The following is a 15825-nucleotide window of genomic DNA, read 5'->3' on the forward strand; positions in this document are numbered from 1 at the left end:
CGAGTGTGCGCGATGCATCCGAGGCGCGCAACGGAATTCGCCACCGGTATGCCAGACTCTCACCCTGTGGCAAATTCCGCGTCGCTTACCAGGGCCGAAGTGGCCGCCATGATCGACCACACGCTACTCGCGCCGGAGGCGACGGACGCCGATGTGGACGGGTTGGTCGCGCAGGCACGCGAACTCGGTGTGTTCGCGATCTGCGTATCGCCCTCTATGTTGCCGGTGCGCGCGCCCGGTCTGGTGGTCGCGACCGTCGCCGGTTTCCCGTCGGGGAAGCACCATTCACTGATCAAGGGTGCCGAGGCGCGCCTCGCGGTCGAACAGGGTGCGGCCGAGGTCGATATGGTGATCGACGTCGGTGCCGCGCTCGCAGGCGATTACATCGCGGTGCTCTCCGACATCGTGACCGTGCGTGAGGCCGTGGGGGACCGTGCGGTGCTCAAGGTGATCATCGAATCGGCGGCGCTGCCCGATGAGGCGATCATCGAGGTCTGTCGAGTCGCCGAGCGCGCCGGTGCCGATTTTGTGAAGACCTCCACAGGATTTCACCCAGCCGGTGGGGCGAGCGTGCACGCGGTTCGGTTGATGGCCGAGACGGTCGGCGGGCGGCTCGGTGTGAAGGCCAGCGGCGGAATCCGCACTTGCGAGGCCGCCGCGGAACTGATCGCCGCGGGTGCCACCCGACTCGGCCTCTCGAAATCCGGCGCGGTGCTCGACGGTTTCTCGGACTGATCCGAAGTTCCCTGCCGATCCATCGATACCGCGCTGAGCATTCACTTTTCGCGCAACGCGGCAGAAGTCGCCGGATCGGGCGGAAGGTGCGCGTTGAGCGCTCTCGGCGGATGTGGTTGTTCCGTTAGGTGGTCCACCTTGGCAGAAGTCGCTGGATCGGGTGGGGCGGTCCGTGTTGGGCGTTGTCGGCGGATGTGGTTGTTCCGTTAGGTGGTCCACCTTGGCAGAAGTCGCTGGATCGGATATCGCGGCGCACGTTGGGCGACGTCCGTGAATGCGGTTGTCTGTCAGGCGGTCACCCATCGACGTCGGCCAGCGCCTCAGCTCCCGGGGCGGCGGTCTTCGGGTCGGCCGATCCGGCGAGAAGGTGTGGGGCTGCTCGGGCTGCGGCTGGACAGCGGGCATCCGGCGCGGCGGTGTTCGGGATTGGCGAACACACGCCGGTCGCGATGAACCGCATCGCGATCCGGATCAGCAGGTGGCGTTGTTGCCCTGGTCGGCGGGGAGTTCGGTGCGACCGCCAGCCAACTTCACCGCGATGCCGCTATCGGTGACCTTGATCTCGGTGGCCTTCAGGCCGAGCGGGTAGCTCTGCAGACTCTGGGTGAAGGTATCGACGATCCCCGACACCAGATCCGTCGGCAGCCCGATCCCGAGCAGTGCCGCCGACATCGTCTCGACCTCGACGACGCCGTTCTTGACCTGCGGCTTCACCTGCAACTGCGCGAGCCCGCCGAGCACATCCAGGGTCAGCATCCCGCTCGACGCGGAGGACGACACGCCGCTGACCAGGCCGCCGAGGGTCTCCCGGATGCCGTCATTGCCCCAGGTGACATCGGCGGAGGAGCTACCGATCGTGCCGCCGGTGCGGCCGCTATCGGTGATCTCGAGATCGTTGAACCTGGCATGCACCACCATGCCGACGGCGGGGCCGAATTTGGAGTCGGCGCTGTCCACCTTCACCTGGCCGACCTTGCCGTCGATCCAGGTGAGCAGCATCGGTTTGGGGCCGAAGCTCACATCGATCTTCGAGCCCATATCCTTCTCGAATTGCGTACTGATGCAACGCGAAACTTGATGTCTGGCATACGCCTCCCCGCCGACCAGCACGGTAGCGAGCAGAATCGCGACCACGACTAGGGCGATCACCAGGGCACGCCGGTTCACCTTCAGGGTGGATGGGCTCTTCGTACTCATGCGCTCGATTCTTCCGGACTTTTCTGAGGTCGCTCTGTGGGCGCTGTGAGGGGTTCGATTGTGACATGTGACACAAGATTCGAGCGTAGCCTGGTCGACATGGCTGGCGACGCGGCGGGCCGCGCCCTCGATTCCGCCGAGCACGGGTGGCGTGTGCTGCGGCGATTGGCGGGACGCCATGCGGGATTCTTCACCACCAGACAAGTGTTGCGCACCGGATGTGAGGCGCGAGTGCGCGCCGGACTCGGCGACGGATCGGTGACGCGGGCCGGGGTGGGGCTATTGCGCCTGGCCGATTGGCCCGCTGGTCCGCTCGACGAATACGCCATGTGGGCCGCCTGGTTCGACGGCGCCGCCGCGGTATCCCATCAGAGCGCGGCCGATCTACATGGGCTCGGGCGACTACGTCCGCGATTCCTGCATCTATCGGTCGGCGCGGGCCGACCGCCGGTCACGCCGCGGCTGGTGGTGCTGCGGCGCGCGCTGATCCCCACTGATCTCGAATCGGCGGGTCCGTTTCTGGTGACGACACCCGTGCGCACGGTGCTCGATCTGGCCGAGGCCGATATCGGACAGTCCGCGCTGGACGAGGTGGTCGGCGACGCGGTCGCCATCCATCGCTGCGATGTCGACGAAATCCGTTCCGCGAGTGTGCGTCTGCCGCCGCGGGCGGCGGCCCGGGTGCGTCGCGCCCTCACCGGCGCATGACCGATGCGGTGAGGACCCGTTCGGTGATCCGTTCCAGCTATCAATTCCCGCGGTCTCCAGTTTTGCCCGGCGCGCAATCATGGCATGGTGACTGACCATGGGGACGGTAGGTCACAGTAGGTGGGATCTGGTCTTTCCGTCCGGAGCGCCCGAGCGCGTCGGCGATATGTTCGCCACCGCCGTGGTCGCCGACGCCGTCCGCAGATATGACGCGGACCTCGCACAACAGGTCGAGACCTGTCGGGACTGGCACTGTGCCTACCGCGGCGTCTTTCGTGGACTCACCGCACTGGCCGCGAGTTCACCCACGGCGTCGGCGGGGATGGCGACCGACGGTTTGCGGGCCGCGCGCCAGCTACTGCGTTTCGTGACCGGGCACACCATCGCGCCGCTGCAGAGCGTCGATGTGGATGCGATCGCGCCGCCGGACGCACTCGATACCGGCCGGATCGACGGAACCGCGCAGCCCGTGACCCGGCTCGAAATCCCGTTCCGCGGTGCGCTGCTGGCCGAAGAGGCGCTGTGGGGGCAGCTGACCGACTGGCGGCGTCGCGGCATTATCGAACCCGCCTTCGCGGCCGCGGTCGAGCGGGTGATCGATCATCCGGAGTGGTTGTCACTACCCGGTTTCCGGGTGATCGTCACCGGGGCGGCGGCCGAACTCGGTCCGTTGCGGCCGCTATTGCGTTGGGGCGCTGATGTGCTCGCGATCGATCTGCCCGAGGCGGGTCGATGGCGCGCGATTCGCGCCGCCGCCGAGGCGGGGGCCGGTCGGCTCGGCTATCCCGTCACCGCCGGGCCGGGCGCGGATATCACCAGGCAGTTCCCCGCACTGGTGCACTGGATTCGCGCGCAGCTCGATTCCGATGTTCGGCCGGTCTTGGGTCTGTACGCGAATGGTCCCGGACCGGAAGGGGTGCGGCTCGCCGCCGCGATGGATGTCCTCGTCTCGGATCTGCTCGACCACCGCACCGACGCGGCCGTCGCATACCTCGGCTCACCGACCGACTGCTACGCGGTCCCTGAGGACGTCATCGCCGCCGCGCACTCCCGCTTGCCCGCGCGCGGACCACGTGCCATCGGCCAGCACCTGCTGTGCACGCTCACCGCATCGGCTCTGTACCGGCCGAATTACCGCACAACGACTCCCGATCAGCTCGGCGCGCTGTGGAGCGTCGCCGATGCGCTGCGCTCGTCCCAAGGCCCGAATCACGCACTGGCCCAACGCCTGCTGCGCTGGCGCACGGTCCTCGCGTACACCGCGGGCCGCACGGTCTCGTGCACCGTCGCACCACCGGCGTGGACGAGATCCCTACGCACACAACGCTCCCTCGCCGCCGCCTACCGCGTCGCCCGCCACTTCGGCATCGAAGTCTTCGACCCCGATACAGCCCGAACCCTCCTGGCGGCCAAGCTGGTCGCCGACCTGTTCGCCCCGCCGGACACCCCCGCCGACGCCAATCCCGAAGCCATTTTCGCGACCGGCGCCGCCCACGGCGGCCTCTGGCGTCAGCCGTTCGAACCGAACTCCATCCTCCCGGTAGCAACCGCCCTCGGCTACCTCCCATCCCTCTTCGGATCCCACTAGCCCACCCAACGACATCCGACCCACGGCCGGCCGTGTGGCCGTTCCCGCAGGGGTTCCGAACATCCCGCAGACCGACACACCGCGCGACTCACCGGCGACTGGGACCGAAAGTTTGCGTCAGGGGGCGGGGTGTGGACTGGGGCACGGGGCGGGTGGCCGGTCTAGGGGCGCGCTGGGGGGAGGGTATTTCTGGTGGGTTGGACAGGGGGAGGTGGTTGGGTGGGCTTTGTGGGGCGATTAGTTCGGGGCGACGGTGGACCATGGCACTGAGAGCACGCAGTCGCGCATGCGGCGGCGATAGCTTCGCACCGGGAAACCGGCTTGGCGCAGGTAGTCGGCGGCGGTGCGCCAGCGCACTCGGGGGCCGAACGGTGCCAGGGGGGCGGCGCGCGCCCAGGCGCGGTCGGCGGCGGTGAGGAGTGCGTGGATCGGTTCGCCGGGGGTATTGCGGTGGATCAGTACCTTTGGCAGGCGCTCGGCGATATCGGACGGGCGCTCGACGGTGAACGGGTCCCAGGCCAGGGTCAGCGACAGTGGGCCGGTGCGGTCGAGCAGGACCCATGCGCAGCGGCGGCCGAGTTCATCGCAGGTGCCGTCGACGAGCAGACCGTCCGGGGCGATACCGGACAGTATGGTGGCCCACGCATCGGGCACGGCCGCCTCCGGATATTGGCGCAACACATTGAACGCGCGCACCAGATGCGGTCGCAGACCCGCCAATTCGAAGCCGCCGCGGGCGAAGGTGACGCCGTCGCGGCCGGGCACCACCCGTTCCGGATCGATCTCCAGCCCGACCACCCGCACATCGGGGCGGACCGTGCGCAGCCGGGCCGCCAACTCCAGCGTGGTCCACGGACTCGCGCCGTAGCCGAGGTCGACGATCAGGGGATCTGCGGCTTCGCGCAGGCGCGTGGCGACCAGCTCGTCGTGGATCAGCCAGCGGTCGCTGCGTCGAAGTCGGTTGATACCGGTGGTGCCCCTGGTGATGGTGCCGACCGGTTTCAGCGGGTCGGGTTTTGCTCTTCCAGCCACTTCACGGTCTGTTCGGCCTCGCCGCGGAAAAGGTCGACCAGGTTCACCAACATCAACTGTTCGAGCCGCGGGCCGACCATCGGTATGAACACCTTGGCCTCGGAGGAGAACCGCATGGTGCAGCCGGTCTCGGTCGGGAACAGCCGAATCGCGCCGCCGAGGCTGCCCGGTCCGGCCGGAATGGAGGCCGAGAACTTGCCCACCGTCTCGTTCTCGTCGAATGGTCCCCAGCTCTCCTTGCGGGTGATGATCATGTCCTTGCGGATGACCGACTGCGCGATCTCCGGCAGCATCTCGCGCGGCAGGATGTGGTTGAGCACGACCTCGATGCCGGAGTCGCCGACCGCGAGGCTGGCGATCTCGTTGCCCGGCGAGTATTTCGACATCTCCGCGCACCGGTCTTCCCAGTACTCACGGGTCGACATCGCCGCGTACAGCTCTTTTGTGGTGTGCAGCGGATAGCGGGCTGAATAGTCCAGTCGACGAGCCATGAGCGTCTACGTTACCGGCAGCGCTCACCGGCCCATCGCCCGGCGCTGACTGCGGGGCCTCGCCACAAACCCCACACCGGCGGCACGCGCAATCTCCACATGGTCCGGCCAGACTTGCGGGATGAGTGGTACGTGGGCGGCGTGGGGCGAGGTGATATCGGCGTCGGTGGCCGCACTACCGCTCGCCGGTTGGGTCGCGTGGTGGCTGGCGCGGCGGCGCGGCGAATGGCGCACTGCCCTCGCTGAGGTGGGCATGGTGGTCGGCACCGCGCCGTGGCTGTGGATGCTCCTCACCCCGGCGGGCAGCGGCCGCTCGCTGGATCCGGTGCCGCTGCGCGATCTGGCCGATCAGCTGCGCGGCGACCGAGTCATCGAGCAGCTCGGCGGAAACCTCTTGGTATTCGCCGCCCTCGGCGCGCTACTGCCGCTACGGTGGGCGTGGTTCGCCGCCCCATGGCGACTGCTGCTGGTCGGCGCATGCCTGTCGAGCGCGGTGGAGGTGCTGCAATTCGCCTTGGGCATCGGCCGTCACTCGTCGGTCGACGATGTCCTCGTCAATGCCATCGGAACACTGCTCGCCGGACTCGCATCACATCGCTGGTGGGCGTCCGCTCCGGACGTGCTCGGCCGTGGGGCAAGTTCGTCAGGTGCGGCCCGCGGTTAGCGTGGCGCGGCGGTCCGGCATCGAACTCAGGGCTCGGACTCGCAGCATTGCGCTGGTGGGTGTCTGCCCGCGGTGCGCGGCCCTGCGGCGATTCGTCAGACGAGGTTCGCGGCTAGCACGCCATCATGCGAGGCGTGCCGATCCAGCGTCGAACTCAGTGCTCGGCGAGCCAGTTGTTGGTGAACTCTGCCTCGGATGCGAGCAGTTCGGTCAACCGCTCGGCGATCGCGGCCTCGATCTTGCCGCCGAACAGCGGGACCTTCACCTCGATGGTGGCGTCGGCCTGGGCCACCGACCCGGAGCCGTCGGCCGAGAGGGTGATGGTCCCGCGGACCTCGGCGGGCGCACCCTCGACGCGTGCGGTGAAGGTGGCCGAATCGCCGGTCCAGTTCTCGGTGCGCGGGATGATCAGATCGCCGGGGCGCACCGCGGTGATCGCGGGTGGCAGCAGTTCGGCGGAGATGGACTGCACCATTTCGACCTTGACCTGGTCGCCGCTGACGGTCACCGAATCGAGTCGGGCATTGTCACCGCCCACCTCGGCGATGCGGTCCTTCCAGTAGCGCTCATCGGCGAAGGCCGCGCGCACGGCGGCGACCGGATACGAGTAGCGGGCCGTGTACGCCAGCGGTGTAGCCATGGTCGAACAGGCTACCGTCTGGAGCGTGCGAACTTCACGGGTGGTGTCGTCGGATCAACTGCGCGAGCTGCTGACCGATAGCGGTGCGCGGATGCGCGAATCGGTCCGGCTGGCCGAGTTGACCACGCTGCGGGTCGGCGGTCCGGCGACGGTCGCCGAGTGCGTGACGACCGAATCGCTGGTCGAGACGGTGCGAGCCCTGGACGCGACGGGCATTCCGCTGCTGCTGCTCGCGGGCGGCTCCAACCTGCTGATCGGCGACGACGGTTTCGACGGCGTGGTGGTTCGGGTGGCCAACGATGGCGTCGAGATCGATGCCGACGGCGTCCGCGTCGAGGCGGGCGCGAACTGGGACACGGTGGTCGCGGCCACGGTCGAGGCCGGGCTCGGCGGGCTGGAGTGCCTGTCCGGCATTCCCGGCTCGGCCGGTGCGACACCGGTACAGAACGTCGGGGCCTACGGCGTCGAGGTCGAGACGCTGCTGCGCCGGGTGCGGCTGCTGGATCGCGCGAGTGGTCAGATCCGCTGGGTCGACCCGTCCGAACTCGGCTTCGGCTACCGGACCAGCGCGCTCAAGCACCGCGATACCGCTGTGGTGCTCGCGGTGGAGTTCGCGCTCAACTCCGACGGATCGAGCGCACCACTGCGCTACGGCGAACTCGCGAACGCGCTCGGCGCGACCAATGGTGACACCCGTCCCGCAGATCAGGTCCGGGCCGCGGTGCTGAAGCTGCGCGCGGGCAAGGGCATGGTGCTCGACCCCGCCGATCACGACACCTGGAGCGCTGGCTCGTTCTTCACCAATCCGGTCGTCGCGGACCACCGCGTCGCCGAGGTGAAGGCCGCGATCGCCGCTCATGTGGGCGATGTCACTATCCCCACCTATCCCGCGCCCGATGGGGTGAAGTTCTCCGCGGGCTGGCTCATCGAGCGGGCCGGTTTCGCCAAGGGCTTCCCTGGGCCGGATGCCCCGGCCCGGCTGTCCACGAAACATACGCTGGCACTGACCAACCGCGGTGCCGCGACCTCGGCCGATCTGGTCGAGCTGGCCCGCACGGTCCGTGATGGCGTGGCCGATCGGTTCGGTATCCGGCTGGAACCGGAGCCGGTACCCATCGGGATCGAACTCTGAACAGGTGCAACGTACACCACACTCTTCGCTAGCCGAGCGAACGGTTTTCGCCGCGTAAATTCGATGCGGTGAGCATTCGTCCAGGCTTTCATAGACCGGCCGTCGCCGTCTCCGCTGTGCTGCTCGTCGTGGTCGCGCTGGTGGCCGGATGCACGTCCGAGAAAGGCGGCAAAGCCGATGCCGCCAAAGACAACACCCCGGTCGCCAAAGTCACGCTGGCACCGGCCGCCAATGCCAAGAACGTGAACCCGACCGCACCGATTTCGGTCACCGTCGCCGAGGGCACCATCGACCAGATCGCGCTGACCAATGCCAGTGGCAAGCAGGTCACCGGTGAGCTCGCCCCGGACAAGCGCAGCTACCAGATCACCGAACCGCTCGGCTACGACGCCAAATACAGCTGGTCCGGCACCGCGATCGGCGTCGACCACAAGCCGGTTCCGATCGATGGCGCCTTCACCACGCTCGCGCCGAAGAACACCTTCCCCGCGACGCTCAATATCGCCGACAACCAGGAGGTCGGCATTGCCGCGCCGATCATCCTGCAGTTCAAGGGATCTGTGCAGAACAAGGCCGCGGTGGAGAAGGCGCTCACGGTCACCACCACCCCGCCGACCGAGGGCGCGTGGGCCTGGTTCCCCGACGAAAACGGCGGCTCCCGCGCGCACTGGCGGCCCAAGGACTACTGGGTGCCCGGCACCACCGTGCGCGTCGCGGCCAAGCTCTACGGCCTGGATCTCGGCGGCGGAAACTACGGATACTCCGATCTCACTTCGGATTTCCGCATCGGCCGCAGCCAGATCGTCAAGGCCAGTGCGCCGAGTCACCGCATGCAGGTGGTGCGCGATGGACAGACCGTCTTCGATTTCGCGGTCAGCTACGGCGAGGGCAATCAGGCGCGCAATGTCACCCGTTCGGGTGTGCACGTGGTGACCGAGAAATACGAAGACTTCCTGATGTCGAATCCGCCGTTCTACACCAACGTTCGCGAACGCTGGGCCGTACGCATCTCCAATAATGGCGAATTCATCCACGCCAACCCGGAATCGCTTTCGGCACAGGGCTCCTCGAATGTCACCAACGGGTGCATCAATTTGTCCCCCAATGACGCGCAGGCATTCTTCCCGACCGCGCTCTACGGCGATCCGGTCGAGGTGACCGGTACATCGATCCAGTTGTCCGCCGCCGACGGCGACCTCTACGACTGGACCATCGACTGGAATCAGTGGAAGTCGTTGTCCGCCTCGGACGGAACCTCCGGCGCCAGCATTTCCGCGACACCGGTGGCCCCGGGACCGCCGCGCTAGCCGATAGAGTTCGCCCCCGCACGATCGCAATCGTGGCGGGGGCGAATCATATTCGACGCCAGGCGATTACCGGGCAGCGCCGTCCTTGATGTGCGAGCCGTCCTTGACGAGCGAGCCGTCCTTGCCGAACGTTTCGGCATCGATGATCGAATCCGCCTGCTGTTTGACCAGCAGATCCCGGATCTCGATGAGCAGTTCGACCTCGGTCGGCTCGGCCACCTTTGCGGTGCCGAACCGGTTCTTCAGGGTCTTCATCGGCACCATCAGCACGAAGTACAGGACCGCGGCGACCATGACGAAGTCGATGAGCGAGGTGATGATCGGCCCGACCGCGATGAAGGTGGCCGGTTTATCGGCGACCAGCTGAACGCCGAGCCCCAGCTCATTGGTCTTGCCCAGCACCGCGAGTAATGGATTGATGATTCCCTTTGTCACCGCGGTCACGACCGCGGTGAACGCGGTGCCCATGACCACCGCGACCGCAAGATCGATAACGTTCCCGCGCATCAGGAAATCTTTGAAACCCTTGAGCATGAGCCGAACAACTCCAATCTGGTCTATATATGTTTCAAACTCGCGATGCTGACCGCCGCCAGGGATCGGAGCGATTCACAGCTATCGCGAACGCTCGAATCCAGATGGAGTATCGCCGATCCCGTCAGCCGCGGCGCGCGAAGCGACCCGGTCCGGCCTGGTCACGGGGCTTGACGATGATCTGGTCCAGATTCACATGTGACGGTCGCGACGCGACGAATCCGATGATCTCCGCGATGTCCTGGGCGACCAGCGGGTCGATGCCCTCATAGACCTTGGCGGCGCGCTCGGTGTCCCCGGCGAAACGGACCAGCGAGAATTCGGTTTCGACGGCACCGGGCGCGATTTCGGTGAGCCGCACCGGCTGGCCGAGCAATTCGCCGCGCAAGGTGCGGTGCAGCACCGCCTGGGCATGTTTGGCCGAGGTGTAGCCGGAGCCATTGTCGTAGGCCTCGAAGGCGGCGACCGAGGTAATGGTGACGATCAGGCCGTCGCCGGAGGCGATCAGCTTCGGCAGCAGCGCCTTGGTCACCCGTAGCGTGCCGAGCACATTGGTTTCCCACATCCAGCGCCAGTCGTCCAGATCCGCCTCGGCCACCGGGGCCAGCCCCTTCGCACCGCCCGCATTGTTGACGAGCACATCGGCGCTGTCGATCGCATCGGTGAACGTGCGCACGGACTCATCCGACGTCACGTCGAGTTCGAGTGCGGTGCCGCCGATTTCGTCGGCCAGGGCCTGCAGCCGGTCGAGCCTGCGCGCACCGACGTACACGTGATAACCCTGCTTGGCGAGTTCCCGGGCGGTGGCTTCCCCGATTCCCGAGCTGGCTCCGGTGACGACGGCGGTGCGAATGCTCATAGTGCGATCCTAAGCAGTCGCCGCGCTCCACATTTGCTGGCCAGCCCGGCTGTTGCCCGGATCACGCCGCCGGGCACGGGCACTACTAGCCTCGGTGGCATGGCTATTCGGGATGCGGTCAGTGCGGACGGAACGAACATCGTCTACCGGGTCAGCGGCCCGGCGGCGGGCAGGCCGCTGGTGCTGGTGCACGGTTGGTCGGCCAACCTGCAGTGCTGGGGTGCGGCCGCGGACGAGCTGGCCGAGCGCTTCCGCGTGATCGCCGTCGACCTGCGCGGTCACGGCTACTCCGACGCACCGGAGTCCGGCTACGACGATCCGAAGAACTGGGCCGCCGATATCGCCGCGGTGCTGGCGGCCGAGGGTGTCGAATCCGGTGCGGTACTGCTCGGCTGGTCCTACGGCGGCATCGTGCTCACCGACTATCTGACGGCCTACGGCACCGGTGCGGTCGCGGGCGTCATCTACTCGGGATCGATGGCCAATATCGGCCGTGCGCCCGGCGCGGAGACCGGTTCGGCCATGCGGGAGGCCATGCCGGGCGTCTTCGAGGACAGTGCCGGACGTGCGCTGCGCGCATTCGGTGCCTTCGGCAATGCCAATACCGGGCCGGGCCCGGATAAGGGTGTCGATGCGCAGCGAATCTTCGGGGCGAGCCTGTCCACGCCGCCTCGGGTGCGCAAGGCGCTTTTCTACCGCACCGTCGACAACACCGAAACGCTGCGCACCCTCGACATTCCGGTGCTGGTCCTGCACGGGACGAAGGATCCGGTGGTGCCGATCGAGAACGGGCGCTACATCCTCGACGCCGTGCCCGATGCCCGCGGCTCGTTCTGGGAGGACGCGCAGCACGGGCTGTTCATCGAGGACCGCGTCCGGTTCGTCGCCGAGGTCGGCGCGTTCATCGACGGTCTGAATTAGCCGTCCGAAATTCGCTGGCGCCGTGCGCCCGGCTCGAACAGACTTGGTGCCGTGCTCGAGCGGGGCGGATAGGCGCACCGGCGCGTGAGAAGTCTCACCGAGCGCTGTGACAGCTGTCACTTGGCTCGGATACAGCGTCTGGGTTCGGCGATGCACCGTGCACTATGGAAGTGTGAGTCAACGCCCGGACCTACGGCCCAATCGGATTGCCGTGCTATCGGTGCACACCTCACCACTGGCCCAACCGGGGACCGGCGATGCGGGCGGCATGAACGTCTACGTGCTGCAAACCGCCATTCAGCTGGCCCGACGCGGCACCGAGGTCGAGATATTCACCCGGGCCACCTCCTCGAACGTTCCGCCGGTCCAGGAGGCGGCCCCTGGGGTCTTGGTGCGCAATGTGGTGGCCGGTCCGTTCGAGGGACTGGACAAGCGCGACCTGCCGACGCAGCTGTGCCCGTTCACCGCCGAGGTGCTGCGCCAAGAGGCCGGACATCTGCCCGGCCACTACGACCTCGTCCATTCGCATTACTGGCTCTCCGGTCAGGTCGGCTGGCTGGCGCGCGACCGCTGGCGGGTGCCGCTGGTGCACACCGCGCATACGCTGGCCGCGGTGAAGAACGCGGCGCTGGCCGAAGGGGACTGTCCCGAACCCGCGACCAGGGAGATCGGCGAGAAGCAGGTGATCGCCGAGGCCGACCGGATGGTCGCCAATACCGCGGAGGAGGCGCGCCAGCTCGTCGAGCTGTACGGTGCCGATCCCGGGCGCATCGACGTGGTACCGCCCGGTGCGGACCTGACCCGCTACCGTCCGGGGGAAAAGACCACCGCCAGAGCCGAATTGGGCCTGCGCGCCGACGAGCAGATCGTCGCGTTCATCGGTCGCATCCAGCCGCTCAAGGCGCCCGATGTGCTGGTCCGGGCCGCCGCGGAACTGCTGCACCGGAATCCGGCGCGCAAGCTGCGGGTGCTGATCGTCGGCGGACCGTCCGGGAGCGGACTGGAGCGTCCGGATGCGCTGATCGAACTCGCCGCCGCGCTCGGCATCGCCGACCACGTCACCTTCCTGCCGCCGCAGCCGCCGGACCGGCTGGTCCAGGTGTATCAGGCGGCCGATCTGGTTGCGGTGCCCAGTTACAACGAATCGTTCGGGTTGGTCGCCATCGAGGCACAGGCCAGCGGCACCCCCGTGCTCGCGGCCGATGTCGGCGGACTCGGCACCGCGGTGCGCGATGGCGAGACCGGTCTGTTGGTCCCGGGACACCGGACCCCGGACTGGGCCGACGCCCTCGGCCACCTGCTCGACGATGCCGGGCGACTGGGCCGGATGGGTCTGCGCGCGGTCGAGCACGCCGCGAACTTCTCCTGGGAGCACACCGCCGACGGACTGCTCGCCAGTTACTCCGCGGCACTGGCCGATTTCCGTGCGATCCGCTCGGGTTTCAGCGCGCGCCGCAGCCTGGCCCTCGACAGCGCGCGAGCCGAACTGCCCGGTGAACGCGCTAGCCTCGCTGGTGAACGCAGTGCTGTGCTGCTCGGCGAGAGCAGTCAGGCCAGATCGCGGGCGCTGTGGCGGCGCCGGACGGGAGCGCACCGATGAGTACGTCCGCGACCGCGCAGCTGATCGACGAAACGCTGCGGGATCGAGAGATCGAGTACACGCATCCGAACCAGGACACTTTCGTCGTCATCCTGCCCGGCGAGCGCAAACTGAAGACCACCGTCATGCTCACCGTCGGCAAGCACGGGGTTCGGATCGAATCGTTCGTCTGCCGCAAGCCCGATGAGAACTTCGAGGGCGTCTACAAATTCCTGCTGCGGCGCAACCGCCGCCTCTACGGTGTGGCCTACACCCTGGACCGCGTCGGCGATATCTACCTGGTCGGCCGCATGGCCACCCACGCCGTCACCCCCGACGAACTGGACCGGGTCTTCGGCCAGGTCCTCGAGGCCGTGGACGCCGACTTCAACACCCTGCTCGAACTCGGCTTCGCCGAATCCATCCGGAAGGAATGGAAGTGGCGGGTCTCGCGCGGTGAATCGCTCAAGAACCTGCGCGCCTTCGAACATCTGGTCGAAGCCGCGGACCAGCCCTGAGCGATCGCGCACCGACGCGTCCGGGGTAGGCGACAATCGCGCTGTGGCGCATTGTGTGAATGGGCCGCGAGGTACAGGAGGCCGCACGACGATGATGGTTCTTGCTCTGGATATCGGTGCCACGAAGTTCGCCGTCGGGGTGGTCTACGCGGGTCGGAAGGTGCGCGATGTGCGGCGCGTCGATGTGCCGCGCGAATCGGTGTGGCCGGCGTGCCGTGATCTGTTGCGCGAGGTGGCGGGCGATGCGACGGTCTCGGCGATCGGAATCGGTTCGGCCGGACCGGTCGATGTGCGGACCGGTGTCACCAGTCCGCTCAACATTCCGGAATGGAAGTCGGGCTTTCCGATCGTCGCCGAGGTGCAACGGCTCTTTCCTTCCGCCGCGGTGCGATTCGCCATCGACGGCGCCTGCCTGGCCTTGGCCGAACATCATGTCGGTGCGCTGCGCGGGGTGCCGAACGGGTTGGCGATGACGGTCTCCTCCGGCATCGGCGGCGGCATCATCGCCGATGGCCGCGTGGTGCTCGGCCGCACCGGCAATGCCGGGCATGTCGGCCATATCGTGGTGCCGGGCTGGGATGTGCCGTGCGAATGCGGCGGCGTCGGCTGTGTGGAGGCGATCGCCAGCGGCATGTCATCGGTGCGTTGGGCGCGTGAGCAGGGCTGGCGCGGCGAAACCGGCGCCGGACTCGCGAAGGCCGCACACTCCGGCGACGAGATCGCGCTCGCCGCGCTGCACCGGGCCGGAACGGCGCTCGGCACGGCCATCGCCTCCGCCGCGTCGACACTCGATATCGATCGGGTGGTGATCGGCGGCGGCTTCGCGCAATCGGGTGAACCGCTCTGGGAACCGCTGCGTGCGGCGCTGGCCCGGCACGCCGGCTTGGACTTCCTACATGACCTGCGGGTGGTGCCGTCCCGAATCACCAACGGCGCCACCCTCGTTGGTGCCGGCGTCCTGGCTGCGGGGCACGATACGGCCGACGCCATCTCCTGAGTGCTCGGTTGACCGGCGGGAACGGGTGCGAGCGCGGTTCGCACACATGCCAGAATGGCGGGCATGACGTACACCCTCGTGCTGCTGCGCCACGGCGAGAGCGAATGGAATGCCATGAACCTGTTCACCGGCTGGGTGGATGTGCACCTGACCGATAAGGGCATGGCCGAGGGGAAGCGCGCCGGGGAACTGCTGGCCGAACACGGCATTCTGCCCGATATCGTCTACACCTCCGTGCTGCGGCGCGCGATCAGCACCGCGAATATCGCGCTGGACGCCGCCGACCGGCACTGGATCCCGGTGGTGCGCGACTGGCGCCTGAACGAGCGTCACTACGGCGATCTTCAGGGCAAGAACAAGTCGCAGGTCCGCGACCAGTACGGCGATGACCAGTTCATGCTGTGGCGGCGCAGCTACGACACCCCGCCGCCGCCAATCGACCCGGCGAACGAGTACAGCCAGGAGGGCGACCCGCGCTACCAGGGCATCGACGTCCCGAAGACCGAATGCCTGCTCGACGTGGTGAACCGGATGGTCCCGTACTGGGAGTCGACCATCTCCAAAGACCTGCTCTCCGGTAAGACCGTTCTCGTTGCGGCACATGGCAACTCGCTGCGCGCACTGGTCAAGCACCTGGACCGGATCTCCGATGACGATATCGCGGGCCTGAACATCCCCACCGGCATCCCGCTGCGCTACGAGCTCGACGAGAACCTGCGTCCGGTTCGCCCGCGCGAATACCTCGACCCCGAGGCCGCCGCCGCGGGTGCCGCGGCCGTCGCCAGCCAGGGCGGCAAATAGGCATCGCCATCGGCTTGGGCCGACAACGCGCCGCGACCGGCATCGGTCGCGGCGCGTTGCTGTTTCCGGCCGCGTTCTCGGCCGGTTTCCGAAAAGTTGCCGAAGGCCGCCCTGTGCGCGGT

Annotated in this window: 17 protein-coding genes; 11 read left to right on the forward strand and 6 right to left on the reverse strand. The window is 67.6% G+C overall.

The genetic code is table 11. From position 1 onward, the window contains the following. Nucleotides 1-48: 48 nt before the first annotated feature. Nucleotides 49-735, forward strand: coding sequence for a deoxyribose-phosphate aldolase (deoC, locus tag ACQP0C_RS04510; protein ID WP_433730840.1), 687 nt, complete (start codon nt 49-51; stop codon nt 733-735). Nucleotides 736-1206: 471 nt separating this feature from the next. Here deoC and ACQP0C_RS04515 read toward each other — a convergent pair whose 3' ends face one another. Further along, nucleotides 1207-1932, reverse strand: a complete 726-nt coding sequence (locus ACQP0C_RS04515) for an LmeA family phospholipid-binding protein (protein ID WP_433730842.1) — start codon at nt 1930-1932, stop codon at nt 1207-1209. Nucleotides 1933-2031: 99 nt separating this feature from the next. On the opposite strand from ACQP0C_RS04515, the gene ACQP0C_RS04520 reads away from it, so the two are divergent. Both ACQP0C_RS04520 and ACQP0C_RS04525 read left to right on the forward strand, forming a co-directional pair. Then, a complete protein-coding gene (locus tag ACQP0C_RS04520) occupies nt 2032-2640 on the forward strand; it encodes a hypothetical protein (protein WP_433682416.1) in 609 nt (202 codons plus the stop codon). A 97-nt stretch (nt 2641-2737) separates the two neighbouring features. Next, nucleotides 2738-4228, forward strand: coding sequence for a hypothetical protein (locus tag ACQP0C_RS04525; protein WP_433730844.1), 1491 nt, complete (start codon nt 2738-2740; stop codon nt 4226-4228). Nucleotides 4229-4465: 237 nt separating this feature from the next. On the opposite strand, the gene ACQP0C_RS04530 is transcribed toward ACQP0C_RS04525, so the two are convergent. Together ACQP0C_RS04530 and ACQP0C_RS04535 are read right to left on the reverse strand one after the other, a co-directional pair. Next, nucleotides 4466-5260: a class I SAM-dependent methyltransferase gene (locus tag ACQP0C_RS04530; RefSeq protein WP_433730846.1), complete on the reverse strand. Its 795-nt coding sequence runs from the start codon at nt 5258-5260 to the stop codon at nt 4466-4468. Then, nucleotides 5230-5751 (reverse strand): DUF2505 domain-containing protein, encoded by a 522-nt coding sequence (locus ACQP0C_RS04535; RefSeq protein ID WP_433730848.1) that lies wholly within the window; start codon nt 5749-5751, stop codon nt 5230-5232. The genes ACQP0C_RS04530 and ACQP0C_RS04535 overlap by 31 nt, the downstream gene beginning before the upstream one ends. A 121-nt stretch (nt 5752-5872) precedes the next feature. Between ACQP0C_RS04535 and ACQP0C_RS04540 the strand changes: the two genes are divergently transcribed. After that, a complete protein-coding gene (locus tag ACQP0C_RS04540; protein ID WP_433730850.1) occupies nt 5873-6415 on the forward strand; it encodes a VanZ family protein in 543 nt (180 codons plus the stop codon). A gap of 154 nt (nt 6416-6569) precedes the next feature. On the opposite strand, the gene ACQP0C_RS04545 is transcribed toward ACQP0C_RS04540, so the two are convergent. Beyond that, the gene (locus tag ACQP0C_RS04545; RefSeq protein WP_433730852.1) at nt 6570-7055 is read right to left on the reverse strand and encodes a DUF2505 domain-containing protein; all 486 of its coding nucleotides are present in this window, start codon (nt 7053-7055) and stop codon (nt 6570-6572) included. Between the two features lie 43 nt (nt 7056-7098). Between ACQP0C_RS04545 and ACQP0C_RS04550 the strand changes: the two genes are divergently transcribed. After that, nucleotides 7099-8187 (forward strand): UDP-N-acetylmuramate dehydrogenase, encoded by a 1089-nt coding sequence (locus ACQP0C_RS04550; protein WP_433734431.1) that lies wholly within the window; start codon nt 7099-7101, stop codon nt 8185-8187. A gap of 68 nt (nt 8188-8255) precedes the next feature. Then, nucleotides 8256-9494, forward strand: a complete 1239-nt coding sequence (locus tag ACQP0C_RS04555) for a L,D-transpeptidase (protein WP_433730854.1) — start codon at nt 8256-8258, stop codon at nt 9492-9494. A 66-nt stretch (nt 9495-9560) separates the two neighbouring features. Here ACQP0C_RS04555 and mscL read toward each other — a convergent pair whose 3' ends face one another. Both mscL and ACQP0C_RS04565 read right to left on the reverse strand, forming a co-directional pair. Beyond that, the gene (mscL, locus tag ACQP0C_RS04560) at nt 9561-10028 is read right to left on the reverse strand and encodes a large conductance mechanosensitive channel protein MscL (protein WP_433730856.1); all 468 of its coding nucleotides are present in this window, start codon (nt 10026-10028) and stop codon (nt 9561-9563) included. A 124-nt stretch (nt 10029-10152) separates the two neighbouring features. Further along, the gene (locus ACQP0C_RS04565) at nt 10153-10887 is read right to left on the reverse strand and encodes an SDR family NAD(P)-dependent oxidoreductase (RefSeq protein ID WP_433730858.1); all 735 of its coding nucleotides are present in this window, start codon (nt 10885-10887) and stop codon (nt 10153-10155) included. A 99-nt stretch (nt 10888-10986) separates the two neighbouring features. On the opposite strand from ACQP0C_RS04565, the gene ACQP0C_RS04570 reads away from it, so the two are divergent. The 5 genes from ACQP0C_RS04570 to ACQP0C_RS04590 all read left to right on the forward strand — a co-directional run bounded on the left by ACQP0C_RS04570 (nt 10987) and on the right by ACQP0C_RS04590 (nt 15703). Beyond that, complete coding sequence (locus tag ACQP0C_RS04570) at nt 10987-11808, forward strand: alpha/beta fold hydrolase (protein ID WP_433730860.1); 822 nt, start codon at nt 10987-10989, stop codon at nt 11806-11808. Between the two features lie 172 nt (nt 11809-11980). After that, nucleotides 11981-13408, forward strand: a complete 1428-nt coding sequence (mshA, locus tag ACQP0C_RS04575) for a D-inositol-3-phosphate glycosyltransferase (protein WP_433730862.1) — start codon at nt 11981-11983, stop codon at nt 13406-13408. Continuing rightward, complete coding sequence (locus ACQP0C_RS04580; RefSeq protein WP_433730864.1) at nt 13405-13905, forward strand: YbjN domain-containing protein; 501 nt, start codon at nt 13405-13407, stop codon at nt 13903-13905. Before mshA ends, ACQP0C_RS04580 begins: the two co-directional genes overlap by 4 nt. Before the next feature lie 91 nt (nt 13906-13996). Continuing rightward, the gene (locus ACQP0C_RS04585; RefSeq protein WP_433730866.1) at nt 13997-14902 is read left to right on the forward strand and encodes an ROK family protein; all 906 of its coding nucleotides are present in this window, start codon (nt 13997-13999) and stop codon (nt 14900-14902) included. Nucleotides 14903-14956: 54 nt separating this feature from the next. Then, nucleotides 14957-15703, forward strand: coding sequence for a phosphoglyceromutase (locus tag ACQP0C_RS04590; RefSeq protein WP_433730868.1), 747 nt, complete (start codon nt 14957-14959; stop codon nt 15701-15703). Nucleotides 15704-15825 lie beyond the last annotated feature (122 nt).

The organism is Nocardia sp. CA-129566 (assembly GCF_050956075.1).
Lineage (GTDB): Bacteria > Actinomycetota > Actinomycetes > Mycobacteriales > Mycobacteriaceae > Nocardia.

Coding starts and splice junctions, on each gene's coding strand:
- mscL (WP_433730856.1), bottom strand. CDS start 10,028: ATGCTCAAGGGTTTCAAAGATTTCCTGATGCGCGGGAACGTTATCGAT.
- deoC (WP_433730840.1), top strand. CDS start 49: ATGCCAGACTCTCACCCTGTGGCAAATTCCGCGTCGCTTACCAGGGCC.
- ACQP0C_RS04565 (WP_433730858.1), bottom strand. CDS start 10,887: ATGAGCATTCGCACCGCCGTCGTCACCGGAGCCAGCTCGGGAATCGGG.
- ACQP0C_RS04540 (WP_433730850.1), top strand. CDS start 5,873: ATGAGTGGTACGTGGGCGGCGTGGGGCGAGGTGATATCGGCGTCGGTG.
- ACQP0C_RS04570 (WP_433730860.1), top strand. CDS start 10,987: ATGGCTATTCGGGATGCGGTCAGTGCGGACGGAACGAACATCGTCTAC.
- ACQP0C_RS04585 (WP_433730866.1), top strand. CDS start 13,997: ATGATGGTTCTTGCTCTGGATATCGGTGCCACGAAGTTCGCCGTCGGG.
- ACQP0C_RS04515 (WP_433730842.1), bottom strand. CDS start 1,932: ATGAGTACGAAGAGCCCATCCACCCTGAAGGTGAACCGGCGTGCCCTG.
- ACQP0C_RS04580 (WP_433730864.1), top strand. CDS start 13,405: ATGAGTACGTCCGCGACCGCGCAGCTGATCGACGAAACGCTGCGGGAT.
- ACQP0C_RS04545 (WP_433730852.1), bottom strand. CDS start 7,055: ATGGCTACACCGCTGGCGTACACGGCCCGCTACTCGTATCCGGTCGCC.
- ACQP0C_RS04535 (WP_433730848.1), bottom strand. CDS start 5,751: ATGGCTCGTCGACTGGACTATTCAGCCCGCTATCCGCTGCACACCACA.
- ACQP0C_RS04590 (WP_433730868.1), top strand. CDS start 14,957: ATGGCGGGCATGACGTACACCCTCGTGCTGCTGCGCCACGGCGAGAGC.
- ACQP0C_RS04525 (WP_433730844.1), top strand. CDS start 2,738: ATGGGGACGGTAGGTCACAGTAGGTGGGATCTGGTCTTTCCGTCCGGA.
- ACQP0C_RS04520 (WP_433682416.1), top strand. CDS start 2,032: ATGGCTGGCGACGCGGCGGGCCGCGCCCTCGATTCCGCCGAGCACGGG.